Below are 12,042 nucleotides of genomic sequence, written 5' to 3' on the forward strand. Positions count from 1 at the left end.
ATGGAGGCTATTCGGCTCCAGAAATACCTCGCGCAAGCCGGCGTCGCCTCGAGCCGCCGGAAGGCCGAGGCGTTGATCCGCGCGGGGCGGGTCACGATCAACGGCCAGGTCGCCGCCCTGGGCGCCAAGGTCACCCCGGGGGACGAGGTATGCGTGGATGGCCGGCCGGTCGCGCCCACGGCGCGGCGGGTGGTGCTCGCCCTCCACAAACCCCCCGGGGTCACCACCACCCGCCGCGACCGTTTCGCCGAACGGACCGTCTTCGAGCTGGTACCCGCGATCCCAGGGCTGCACACGGTGGGGCGGCTCGACCGGGACTCGGAGGGATTGTTGCTCCTTACGAACGACGGCCGGCTCACGCAGCGCCTCACCCACCCCCGCTACGGGGTACCCAAGGTGTACCGCGTCTGGACCGCGAAGGGCGAGGTGCCCCCCTTTATCCTCAAGCGGCTCGAGAAGGGCGTGCGCCTCGAGGACGGGCCCGCCCGGGCCCTCAAGGCCCGCCCCAAGGTGGGTGGGTGCGTCCTCACCCTCGCGGAGGGGCGCAAGCGCGAGGTGCGCCGCATGCTGCGGGCCGTGGGGTACCCGGTCGTGCGGCTGCTGCGGGTCAAGATCGGACCGATCCGACTCGGAGGGCTCAAGCCCGGCGCGTGGCGCGAGATCGAAGGGGAGGAGCTCGAGGGGCTCTACCGCGCGGCTGGGCTTTCCGTCCCCCCGCGCTGAAGTGGTATCATCCGGGCGATGAAGACGATCTTCACGACCGGTGACGGCCCCGTCCAGCTCACGGAGGAGCAGATCCAAAAGCGCATCCGCGAGCTCGGGGCCGCGATCACCCGGGACTACCAGGGCAAGACCCCCCACCTGATCTGCGTGCTGAACGGCGCCTTCATCTTCATGGCCGACCTGGTGCGGGCCATCGACCTGCCCCTCACCATGGACTTCCTGGCCCTCTCCAGCTACGGGAACGCGATGCGTTCCAGCGGCGAGGTCGAGCTGATCAAGGACCTGCGCCTCCCCATCTCGGACAAGGACGTGATCGTCGTCGAGGACATCGTCGACACCGGCCTCACCCTCTCCTACCTCCTCGACTACCTCGAGGCGCGCCGGCCGGCCTCGGTGCGCGTCGCGGCCCTACTCAGCAAGCCCTCCCGCCGCAAGGTGGAGGTGCCGATCCACTACCTGGGCTTCGAGATCGAGGACGCGTACGTGTACGGGTACGGCCTGGACCGGGCTCAGTTCGACCGCAACCTGCCCTTCATCACCTCCATCCAGCCCGAGGAAGAATGAACCTCCGCGAGCAGATCCGCACCTGGCTGCTAGAGGACGTGGGGCACGGGGACCTCACCACCCAGCTCACCGTGCCCCAGGACGCCCAGGGCCAAGGCGTGATCCTCGCCAAGGAAGCCGGGGTCCTCGCGGGGATCGAGGCCGCCCGGCTCGTCTTCCACGAGGTGGACCCCACGCTGCGCTTCACCGCGCTCAAGGCCGACGGGGACCGGCTCGAGCCCGTCCAGGCCGTGGCCCGCATCGAGGGGCGCTTGGCCAGCATCCTGACCGCGGAACGCCTCGCGCTCAACCTCCTCCAGCGCCTCTCGGGGATCGCCACGCTCACCCGGAAGTACGTGGAGGCCGTGGCCGGCACCCAAGCCCGCATCCTCGACACGCGCAAGACCACCCCGGGCCTGCGGGCCCTCGAGAAGTACGCGGTGCGCGTGGGCGGCGGGCACAACCACCGGTTCGGCCTGTTCGACGGCATCCTGATCAAGGACAACCACATCGCGGCCGCGGGCGGCGTGCGCGCCGCGGTCACCCGCGCCCGGGCGCGCGCCCCGCACGGGCTGCGCGTCGAGGTGGAGGTCACCACCCTCGCCGAGCTCGAGGAGGCCCTCGAGGCCGGAGCGGACGTGATCCTGCTGGACAACATGGACCTTCCCACCCTCCGCCAGGCGGTGGCCCGCACAGCGGGCCGGGCGCGGCTCGAGGCCTCGGGCGGCATGACCCTGGAGCGGGTGCGCGCGGTGGCCGAGACCGGGGTGGACTTCATCTCGGTGGGGGCCTTGACGCACTCCGCGAAGGCCCTGGACCTGAGCCTGGAAATCGAGGCCACCCCCGCCGGCACCCCCCTGGGGTAAACTAACTAATCAGCATGGAACGCACCGAGCTCATCCGTGAGGTAGAGCGGCTCAAGGCCGAACGGAACGCGGTCATCCTCGCCCATAACTACCAGCTCCCCGAGGTGCAGGAGGTCGCGGACTACGTGGGGGACTCCCTGGGCCTCGCGCGAAGAGCCGCCGAGACCGACGCCCGCGTGATCGTCTTCGCCGGGGTGCACTTCATGGCGGAGACCGCCGCGATCCTGAACCCGGACAAGACCGTCCTCCTCCCGGACCTCGAGGCGGGGTGCTCCCTCGCGGACACGATCACCCCAGAGGACGTGCGCCGCTGGAAGGACGAGCACCCGGACGGGATCGTGGTGGCCTACGTGAACACCACCGCCGAGGTGAAGGCCCTCGCGGACGTGTGCGTGACCAGCTCGAACGCGGTCGAGGTCGTGGCGCAGCTCCCCAAGGACCGGCCGATCTTCTTCCTGCCGGACATGTTCCTGGGGGCGCACGTCGAGCGGGAGACCGGGCGCAAGATGGACGTGTGGATGGGCGAGTGCCACGTGCACGCCGGCATCCGCACCGAGGACATCGAGCGGGCCCTCGCCGCGCACCCGGGCGCGGAGTTCTTGATCCACCCCGAGTGCGGCTGCTCGACGAACTGCCTCTTCATGAAACCCGACGCCAAGATGCTCTCCACCAGCCAGATGGTGGCGCACGCCAAGGAAAGCCCCGCGCAGGAGTTCGTCATCGCGACCGAGGTCGGGATCCTGCACCAGCTTGCCAAGCAAGCCCCGGGCAAGACCTTCATCCCCGTGCGTGAGGACGCGATCTGCGAGTACATGAAGAAGATCACCCTCGAGAAGGTCTACGAAAGCCTCCGCGACCTCAAGCACGTGATCACCGTGCCCGAACCGACCCGCCAGGCCGCCCAGCGCGCGATCGAAGGCATGATCGCGGTCGGGTAACGCCGCCCCCAGGATGCACGCCGACCTCCTCATCATCGGTAGCGGCGTCGCCGGGACCTACGCCGCCCTCACCGCCCTAAAAGCCGGCGCGCGCGTGGTGCTCGCCACCAAAGGCGCGCTCGCCTCCGGGTCCACCCGCTGGGCCCAAGGCGGCATCGCCTTCCCTCAAGGCCCCACCGACCTCCCCCACCACCTCGAGGACACCCTCACCGCGGGGCGCGGCCTCAGCGAACCCCAGGTCGTCCAGAGCCTCCTGGAGGAGGCCCTCCTCCACAAGGAACGCCTCCTCGAGCTCGGCGTGCCCTTCGACCCCACCCCCACCCGCGAGGGGGGGCACCGCCGCCCTCGCGTCCTGCACGCCTGGGGGGACGCCACGGGGCACGCTTTGCTCTCCACCCTCCTCAAGCACCTCCACGGGGAGGGGCTCGAGGTCCTGGAGCACCACGCCGCCCTCGCCCTGGTGCAGGACGGCGCGCGCGTCGTGGGGGCGGTGTTCTGGACGCCGGGCGGCGGGCGGCGAACGATTCGGGCTGGGGCGGTCCTCCTCGCGACCGGCGGGCTCGGGCGGATCTACCCAGTGACCACGAACCCCCACGAGGCCACCGGGGACGGGTTCGCCCTCGCCTACCGGGCGGGCGCGGTGCTGCGCGACATGGAGTTCATCCAGTTCCACCCCACCGCTCTCCCCACGGGCGGGCTCATCACCGAAGCCGCGCGCGGTGAGGGCGCGCTGCTCGTGAACGCGCGCGGGGAGCGGTTCATGCCCCGCTACGCCCCCGCGGCCGAGCTCGCCCCCCGGGACGTCGTGGCCCGCGCGATCTATCTCGAGGCGAAACGCACGGGCGGGGTCTTCCTGGACCTGCGCCCCATCCCGAACCTCCCCCGGCGCTTCCCCACCGTCTGGCAGAACTGCCTCGAGGCCGGGCACGACCCCACCCGCGCCCCGGTGCCGGTGCATCCCGCGGCGCACTACGCGATCGGCGGCGTGAAGACCGACCTCTGGGGGCGCACCACCCTGCCCGGTCTGTTCGCCGTGGGGGAGGTGGCCAGCAGCGGGCTGCACGGCGCGAACCGCCTGGCCTCGAACAGCCTCCTGGAGGGCCTCGTGATGGGGGCGCGCGCGGCCCAGGCGGCGCTCGAGGAAAGCGTCTCGCCCCGCGGAGGCGAAGCGACCGAGGTGCCCGGCCTGGACCCCCACGCCCTTCCCGAGCTGCGGCGCATCGCGCACGCCTCGGCGGGCATCGTGCGCGAGCGGCGCGAGCTCGAGGAAGGCCTCGAGCGGCTCGCCCGCTACCGCCCCCGGCCCGCCGAAACCCTCCTCGAGGCCGAGGCCGCGAACCTCCGTACCGCCCTCGAACTCATCCTCAAAGGCGCGCTCTTCCGTGAAGAAAGCCGGGGTGCGCACTACCGGTTGGACCACCCTCAGGAAGCCCCGCGCCCGTACCACCTGGAGCAGGCGCGGGGTGCCGTGCCGCGGCGAGTTCCGCTCTAAACCCTAAAGGGAGTTTACCGGGTGGGCGGGCGCCTAGCGCCCCGAGCCGACCTCCACCCCCGGCTTCCACTCCTCCACCGTGAAGGGTTCCGCGGCGCGCCGCACGCCGGTCACCTGCCAGGAGACCTTGAGGCCCGGCGTGCCTCCCGCGATCTTGAAGCGGTTGTCGCGGATCTCCTCCGCCACGTACACCGGCGCGTACCCCCCGACGGTCGTGAGCTGGTACCGGTACTCCGCGTTCAGGGCCTCAAAATACGCGGGCAGCGTCACGACCGCCTCGCCGCGCGCGTCGAGCGTCACGTTCCCGCTATAAACGTTCAGCCGCTGGGGCGCCTCGATCGCGGCGTGGTACAGGTACTTGCGCTCGGGATCCAGGGGGTGGTCGATCCGGAAGTTCTTGGTGCCGGTCACGCTCAGGTTCCCGTCCACGACGACCCCCCCGACGAAGAACCCCGCGCTGCCGCCCCCCTGGTTCGAGACGAGCAGCGTGGAAGCGTTCGCGTTCCGGTTCGTAAGTGAAAGCGCGGGCAGGAGGTTGCTCGGGTCGGTGACGCTGATCGTCGCCCCGAACCCCGTTCCCGTGTTGGTCACGGCAAGCGCGGCTCCGCCCCCCGCCGACCGGGCCTCGAGGGCCGGGCTCGAGTTCCCGCTGTTCGTCACCTCAAAAAACCCCGCGCGTCCCTGGCCGGTGTGCACGGCCTCGAGGGCGTTGCTGGTGTTCCCGTTGTTGTCCACCCGGAACAACCCGCCCCGCCCCGTGCCGAAGGTACGGGCGAAGAAGGCGTCCCCCGTGCCGTTCGTGGTGGCGAACAGCGCCGTGTTGAAGTTCGCGATGTTCTCGATCTTGAACTCGGCCGCCGCGTTCGCGCCGGTGTTCGTCACCCGAACGATCGGGTTGTTCAACGCCGCCTCGATCTCCAAGGGCAGCGCGATCCCCAAGGGATCGGCCAGCGTGCCGTTCCCGGCCAGGGTGGCGTCGCGCTCGACCTGCGTGAGGCCCGCCCCGCCCCCCACGGCCACGCAGCTCAGCCGCCCGTCCGCCGCGACCGCGTTCACCGCCTCCCCCACGCCGCACGGTGTGCCGGTCACCTGCTGCCGGAAGACCTCGAGCGGCGTCACGGCGTTCACGAGATCCGCAAAATTTTGGTTTACCTCGCTAGCTCGGATCGTCTCCCCCGCCTGGAACTCGTGCGTGACGGTCACCGCCGCCCCCCAAAACCCCAGCACGACCACGAACGCCCCCAACAAAAAGTACCGTAATCGAATCCCCCGCATGCCCTTACCTCCCTTCCCTCCTCTACGGCCCCCAAACGGCCTGGCCCCACCTCGAGTGGTCCCACACGCCGGTGTTCTCCACCGGCCCACCGGTCGCGCACCCGCCCAGCACCAGAAGGACCACCAGCCCCACCCACACCCATCCCCTACCTCGCCAAAACCGCACCGTCCTCACCCCCTAGCTCACCACGCCCCCCACTCCCAAGGCCTTTCCAAAGCGCTCGGGAGAACACCGCGGGTTCGCGTTGTGAGTGCAGAAAATATTCGGTAGCTTGCCGCTACCCGACCAAAGGCGCGGGATAACCCCTACTCTGGTTGTTCGGACGCGCCTTGCCTCGAAGTATACATCCCTGGAGGCATGGGATGATGTGAGCCGCCGCGGCACGTTCTCCTGGGGCTCGAGCGGCTCAGGATCCTTTTTTCGAGGACCAACCCCCAAGGCAAGCCCTCGGTTCGCACACGCCTATCCCGAAGCGCGTTCCCCCGCGAACAACACCAGCACCGCGAGGTGCCAGAACTCATAGGACCCCAACACCCCCGACCAGGGGTTGGGGCGCCGGGTCGCGTAGATCAGCACGGCCAGCCCCCACACGAACGCCAGCACCGGTACGCGAAACCCCGGGTCGAGCCCGGCGAGCACCACCGGCGTGTACATCCCTGCGATGAAGAGGAAGATCGCCGCGTGATCCAGTTGGCGCAGCCGCTCGAGCACCCTCGCGGGGGCCACGACCCCGTGGTAGAGGCTCGAGGTCGCGTACATGAGGAGCATCGAGAGGCCGAACACCAGCCCCCCGACGATCTTGTAGGGCTTTCCCCCGCTCACGGCGAGCAGAACGCCCGTGCCGAGTACGGCGAGGGCTGCGCCCGCCACGTGCGTCCAGGTGTTGATGGTTCGCGTATCGCCATTCTTTAGCCTACCCTGTCCCTCCGCGCCATGCGTGCTCATCGTGCCTATAATATTGACACTATGTTACTTTCAATATACACTCCGTAAACAGAAGTGGCGCGTCCCAGGAGGAGGGACCTTGATGGAACGCTTGAGCCGATTCGCAACACGCCATCCGTGGATCGTACTCGGGACGTTTCTCGTCCTGAGCGTCATCCTAGGGCTGGGCCTGCCGCGCCTCGAGTTCGACAACTCCCCCGAGGCGATGGTGCCCCCGGATCTGCCCGCCAAGCGGCTGCTCGACGAGGTTGAGGAGACCTTCGGCACCGGATCCTTGGCCGTCGCTGCCCTCGAGGGCGAGATCTACACCCCCGAGGCCCTCACTCAGCTTCGCGAAGCCACCCAGGCCCTCGAGGAGGTGCCCGGCGTCCTCCGGGTCACGAGCCTCGCCACCGCGAAGCGCATGGAGGAGGACGCGGGCTTCCTCCTCATCGAGGACCTGGTGCCCGAAGCCCCCCTGACCCCGGAGGATGTCCAGGCCATCCGCGCCTATGTTGCCTCCAGCCCACTCTACCAGGGCAAGCTAGTCAGCGAGGACGCGCGTTACGCCGCGGTGCTGATCAGCGTGGAGCGGGGCGCGGACATGCGAGCGCTCGAGCGCGCCCTCCGCGACACGCTCGAGGCCCACTGGGACGGGCCCGTCTACCTCGCGGGCATCCCGGTGATGAGCGGCGCGATCCTCGACACCCTCCAGCGGGACCTCCCCCTGCAGGTGAGCGGCGCCGCCCTCATCATCGGGCTGGTCCTCTTCCTGAACTTCCGCAGCCTGCGCGGGGTCTTCCTGCCCCTCGTGACCGTCGGGGTGGCCCTCGTCTGGGCGCTGGGAGCTGGCGGGTGGCTCGGGTTTAAGCTCGGTATGATCAGCTCGATCCTGCCCGTGGTCGTGCTCGCCGTGGGCAGCTCCTTCACGCTGCACATCCTCAACCGCTACTATCACGAACTGGCCGAGGGAAGGCCCAAAACCGAGGCCATCCGGCTCGCGGTGCGGGAAACCGGACTCGGCGTGCTGATCTCCGCGCTGGCCGCAGGCGCAGGGCTCGCCGCACTCTATACCGCCTCCCTGCCCCAGATCCAGGCCTTCGGTCTGCTCTCGGCCTTCGGCGTACTCGTAGCCTTCATCGGCTCGACCCTCATCGTGCCCGCCATCCTGAGCTTCCTGAGGCCGCCCCGCCGGGTCTTCAACCCCGAGCGCCCCGACACCACGAGCCGCACGATGGTGGGACTGGCCCGCTGGGTCATCCCCCGGCGCAAGGGACTGCTCGTCGGCGCCGGGGGGTTCGTGCTGACCATGCTCCTTGGCGCCAGCCAGATCCAGGTCGAGACCAGCTTCACCAGCTACTTCCCCCCCACCTCCCCCGCCCGCGTGGGCACCGACCTGATCGACCGCGTGTTCCGCGGCTCCGACACCCTCACCGTCGTGGTCGAGGGGGACCTCAAGAACCCCGCGCTGCTCCGGGGCATCCTGGCCTTTGAGGAAGCAGCCCAGGCCCTACCGGAGGTCGGGGCGGTCCTTTCGGTCGCCGACGTGATCCAGGAGATCCACAAGGCCCTCACCGGCGAGCGAGGCATTCCCGACACCTCCGAGGGCGTCGCCCAGGAGATCCTCCTCTACCAGATGTCGGGGAATCCCGAGGAGATCACCCAGCTGATGGACGAGGGCGCCACCATCGCGCAGATCACCGTGCAGCTTCCCTCGCTACCCTCCAGCGAGATGGAGCGCACAATCAACGAGCTGCAGACGCTCGCCCAGACCTACATCGCCCCCCACGCCGGCACGGTGGAGTTCACCGGGAGCACGGTGCTCATGCTCGAGATCATGCGGCTCATCCTGCGAGACCAGCTCATCAGCCTCGCCCTCGCCCTCATCCTCGTCGCGCTGTTCAACACGCTTCTGCTCCGCTCCGCCGTGGTGGGCGCGGTGAGCGTACTGCCCCTCGCCCTTACCATTGCAGGGCAGTTCGGCCTCATGGGCATCGCTGGAATCCCGCTGGACACCGCCACCGCGCTCCTTGCGGCCATCGCGATCGGGGTCGGTGATTACTCGGTTCACGTCATCGTCCGCTACCTCGAGGAGCGCCGCAAGCAGGCTGCGCCCGAGATGGCGGTGCGGACCGCGCTCTTCGTCTCCGGCCGCGCCGTGGTCTTCACCGCTTTAGCCATCGGCGGTGGGTTCAGCGCGCTGCTGTGGAGCGGGTTCGTCCCCATCCAAACCTTTGGCAAGCTCATGGGCTTCACCGTAGGCGCGACAGCGCTGTTCGCCCTGAGCGTGCTCCCCGCAGCGCTGCTTGCGTTCGTGCGCAAGAACAACGCTAGGGAGGTGACGCAGCATGCGTAAAGGAATTCTGGCCACAGCGGTACTCGGACTGGGCCTCACGCTGGCCGTCAGCGGCGAAGAGGTCATGCAGCAGGTGGACGCCCGCCCCACGCCGACCACGCTCCACGGCACCATGACCATGGAGCTCGTGGACAAGCGGGGCAAGAGCCTCACTCGCCAGATCGAGCTCTGGGCGAAGGACGACGAGAAGATGCTCATCAAGTTCCAAGCGCCGGCGGATGTGAAGGGCACCGCCTTCCTCGCGCTCAAGCGTCCCGACGGCAGCGACGAGATGAAGCTCTACCTGCCCGCCCTCAAGAAGGTGCGCCGCATCGCGGGCAGCCAGAGAAAAGGCGCTTTCATGGGCTCGGACTTCACCTACGACGACATCTCCCGGCTGGGCAGCCTCGACATAGAGGATTACACCCACACCCTCCTCCGCGAAGAAAGCAGCGAGGAAGGCACGATCTACGTGGTGGAGTCGACGCCCAAGCCCGGGGTGAACTCGAGCTACGAGAAGCTGATCGTGTGGGTGCCCGAGACCACCTACGTCCCGGTGAAGATCGAGTTCTACAAGAAGGGCAGGCTCTACAAGGTGCTCACCGCCGACCGGATCCAGCCCTTCGCAAACGGAAGGTACCAGATCCCCACGCGACTGGTGATGGAAAACGTGCAGGCCAAGCACAAGACCGTCCTCACCCTCTCCGACCTCGAGGTGGACGCCGAGATCCCCGACACGGTCTTTACCGAGCGGTTCATGAAGCGCTAGCGGAGGTACGGCATGCGGCAAGCAACGGTGTTGACCCTTGCCCTGGCCCTCGCGGGCGGCGCCCTGGCCCAGAGCCTCGAGTGGAGCGGCTCGCTCAAGACCGGACTCGGCTACCGCTTCAGTGACCAGGGCCTCACCGCGAACCAGAGCACCCTGGACCTCGAGCTCAGTACCGGTCTGGAGGACGCGGACCTCACCGCCCGGTTCCGGTTCACCTACGATGCCCTCACAGGGCAGGCGACCTTCGCCCTGCACGACGCCTACGCCACAGTGTACCTGGAAGGGCTGGACCTCGCCGTGGGCCAGCAGGTCGTCTCCTGGGGCTCGACCGACGGGATCAACCCGGTGGACGCGCTGAACCCGCGCGACCTTCGGATGCCCTTCGCCGATCCCCAAGCCCAGAAGCTCGCGGTGCCCATGGTCAGAGCGACCTTCTACCCCGATGAAGAGGGGCGGTACCAGCTCGAGGCGGTGCTGGTGCCTACCTTCACCCCCTCCACCCCTCCCGCCCCCGAGTGGGCCCCGGCCCAGCCCCTCCCGCCGCTCGCACCAGGGGTGGTGGGCGTGAACCCCCCCGAAACGCTCCTGCCTGAACCTGAGCTGGAGAACGTGCAGTTCGGGCTGCGGGCCACTGGGAACTTCGATGTCCTGGAGGGGTTTGACGCGAGCGTGGTCCTTTACCGCGGCTTCCGGCACACCCCCACCGCGAAAGCCCCTGAGCGCCTCTACCTCGCAGACCAGGACCCCGACGGCGACCCCACGAACGGGCCGTTCGTGCTCCAGCCCAGGCTCGGTTACGACCGGATCCACCTGATCGGCCTGGACTTCTCCGCCGGCCTGTCCTTCCTCGAGGTCGAGGGGGTCGTGGTGCGGGGCGAGGCCGCCTACGCCTTCACCGAGGACCCCGAGGGCACCGACCCCTACGTCGCAAACCCCTACGCCCAGGCCGTTCTAGGCGCGGAGTACACCTGGGAGAACGGGCTGTACACCGAGCTACAGCTCATCGAGGACTACCAAAAGGGCGACCAAGGCCAGGACGACACCTGGAGCACCCGGCTCATGCTCGTGAGCCGGTACGAGCTCGACGAGCGCTGGCGCGCAGAAGGCGTCTGGCTGCACAGCCTTAAGGACGGGAGCGGCCTCGTCGCTCCGAGCGTGCGGTACACCTTCGCCGATGGGGTGACGGGAACCGCCACACTGCTCGCCCTCTACGGGGCGGAAGGCAGCGAGCTCGGCTCATTCCGCGATAACACGCAGCTCCGCTTCGATCTGGAGTACGCCTTTTAAGCCACCGTCACGACCGCGCCTCCTCCCCGGCCGGGGAGGAGGCTGTGATCCGTTCGGCATCCCTAATGTCTGTCATACTGGAGAAGGCATGACGAGCAAAGGGGCCGTACTCAGGGAGAAACGGCGGGCCCGACGCGTCCGGGAGATCCTCGAGGCCGCCCTCGAGGTCTTCAACGAGAAGGGGTACCACAAGGCCACCATGGAGGAGATCGCCGAACGGGCCCTGCTCACCCGCGTGGCGCTCTACAAGTACTTCCGCGACAAGCTGACGATCCTCAAAGCCCTGCTCGAGTGGAAGCTCGATGAGCTCACCGAGGCGGTAGAAACGGCGCTCGCCCGAAGCCCGGACTTCCCCGGCAAGATACGCCAGATCATCCGGGAGACCCTCACCTTCCAGGAAAATAACCGCGGCTTCTTCCGCGCGCTGATCACCGCAAGCGTCCTCCCCGACCTCATCCAGGACCGCACCCTCTACCGCCTCATCCAGCGCTACATCGAGCTGGTCACGCGCGTCATCGAGGAAGGCATTCAGCGGGGCGAGGTCCACCCCGCCCCCGCCGACGAGCTCGCGGAGCTACTCGCGAGCATGGTCTTCAAAGCCACGGCCAAGTGGAACCTGGACCCGGATCACGCCTCCGCCCCTGCGGATCACCCCGAGTTGATCGAGCAGATCTTCCTGCGCGGCGTGCTGCGATCCACCTAACCCCACCCGCGCGCCTGCAGGCGGGCCGCAACCGCACCGCAACCTGCACTCCTTACCCTTACGAACGGGAAAGGAGGTGAGGACGGTGCGGCGAACGGTGTACAGGCTGAACCTGGGCGTGATCGTCATCACGTACCGCAGCGCCGACGGCCGGTGGACCGTCACCCTCAACTGAGCCCCCTAGCG

The 12,042-nt window shown here is 68.5% G+C and carries 12 protein-coding genes; 9 read left to right on the top strand and 3 right to left on the bottom strand.

The genetic code is table 11. The annotated features are described in order from the left end of the window. The 5 genes from MARKY_RS10510 to nadB are packed head-to-tail and all read left to right on the top strand — an operon-like array spanning position 1 to position 4,562. The gene (locus MARKY_RS10510; RefSeq protein WP_013704858.1) at positions 1 to 723 is read left to right on the top strand and encodes a pseudouridine synthase; all 723 of its coding nucleotides are present in this window, start codon (positions 1 to 3) and stop codon (positions 721 to 723) included. Positions 724 to 741: 18 nt separating this feature from the next. Beyond that, positions 742 to 1,287: a hypoxanthine phosphoribosyltransferase gene (gene hpt, locus MARKY_RS10515; protein ID WP_013704859.1), complete on the top strand. Its 546-nt coding sequence runs from the start codon at positions 742 to 744 to the stop codon at positions 1,285 to 1,287. Next, positions 1,284 to 2,132 (top strand): carboxylating nicotinate-nucleotide diphosphorylase, encoded by an 849-nt coding sequence (gene nadC, locus MARKY_RS10520; RefSeq protein ID WP_013704860.1) that lies wholly within the window; start codon positions 1,284 to 1,286, stop codon positions 2,130 to 2,132. Before hpt ends, nadC begins: the two co-directional genes overlap by 4 nt. 14 nt (positions 2,133 to 2,146) lie before the next feature. Continuing rightward, a complete protein-coding gene (gene nadA, locus MARKY_RS10525; RefSeq protein WP_013704861.1) occupies positions 2,147 to 3,070 on the top strand; it encodes a quinolinate synthase NadA in 924 nt (307 codons plus the stop codon). Positions 3,071 to 3,083: 13 nt separating this feature from the next. Beyond that, the gene (nadB, locus tag MARKY_RS10530; protein ID WP_013704862.1) at positions 3,084 to 4,562 is read left to right on the top strand and encodes an L-aspartate oxidase; all 1,479 of its coding nucleotides are present in this window, start codon (positions 3,084 to 3,086) and stop codon (positions 4,560 to 4,562) included. Positions 4,563 to 4,595: 33 nt separating this feature from the next. Here the strand turns inward: nadB and MARKY_RS10535 are convergent, their stop codons facing one another. The 3 genes from MARKY_RS10535 to trhA all read right to left on the bottom strand — a co-directional run bounded on the left by MARKY_RS10535 (position 4,596) and on the right by trhA (position 6,783). Then, the gene (locus MARKY_RS10535; RefSeq protein WP_013704863.1) at positions 4,596 to 5,837 is read right to left on the bottom strand and encodes a hypothetical protein; all 1,242 of its coding nucleotides are present in this window, start codon (positions 5,835 to 5,837) and stop codon (positions 4,596 to 4,598) included. A 22-nt stretch (positions 5,838 to 5,859) separates the two neighbouring features. Further along, entirely contained in the window at positions 5,860 to 6,003 is a 144-nt protein-coding gene (locus MARKY_RS11940) for a hypothetical protein (protein ID WP_169311740.1), read from the bottom strand. A gap of 297 nt (positions 6,004 to 6,300) precedes the next feature. Continuing rightward, positions 6,301 to 6,783, bottom strand: coding sequence for a PAQR family membrane homeostasis protein TrhA (trhA, locus tag MARKY_RS10540; RefSeq protein WP_013704864.1), 483 nt, complete (start codon positions 6,781 to 6,783; stop codon positions 6,301 to 6,303). An 82-nt stretch (positions 6,784 to 6,865) separates the two neighbouring features. On the opposite strand from trhA, the gene MARKY_RS10545 reads away from it, so the two are divergent. The 4 genes from MARKY_RS10545 (at position 6,866) to MARKY_RS10560 (ending at position 11,856) form a co-directional block, all read left to right on the top strand. Then, a complete protein-coding gene (locus MARKY_RS10545) occupies positions 6,866 to 9,118 on the top strand; it encodes an efflux RND transporter permease subunit (RefSeq protein ID WP_013704865.1) in 2,253 nt (750 codons plus the stop codon). Next, entirely contained in the window at positions 9,111 to 9,866 is a 756-nt protein-coding gene (locus tag MARKY_RS10550; RefSeq protein WP_013704866.1) for an outer membrane lipoprotein-sorting protein, read from the top strand. The genes MARKY_RS10545 and MARKY_RS10550 overlap by 8 nt, the downstream gene beginning before the upstream one ends. Positions 9,867 to 9,878: 12 nt before the next feature. Continuing rightward, complete coding sequence (locus tag MARKY_RS12140) at positions 9,879 to 11,153, top strand: DUF1302 family protein (RefSeq protein WP_013704867.1); 1,275 nt, start codon at positions 9,879 to 9,881, stop codon at positions 11,151 to 11,153. Between the two features lie 88 nt (positions 11,154 to 11,241). Continuing rightward, positions 11,242 to 11,856 (top strand): TetR/AcrR family transcriptional regulator, encoded by a 615-nt coding sequence (locus MARKY_RS10560; RefSeq protein ID WP_013704868.1) that lies wholly within the window; start codon positions 11,242 to 11,244, stop codon positions 11,854 to 11,856. The last annotated feature ends 186 nt before the right edge of the window (positions 11,857 to 12,042 follow it).

The sequence above is a fragment of the Marinithermus hydrothermalis DSM 14884 genome, from assembly GCF_000195335.1.
GTDB classification, from domain to species: domain Bacteria; phylum Deinococcota; class Deinococci; order Deinococcales; family Marinithermaceae; genus Marinithermus; species Marinithermus hydrothermalis.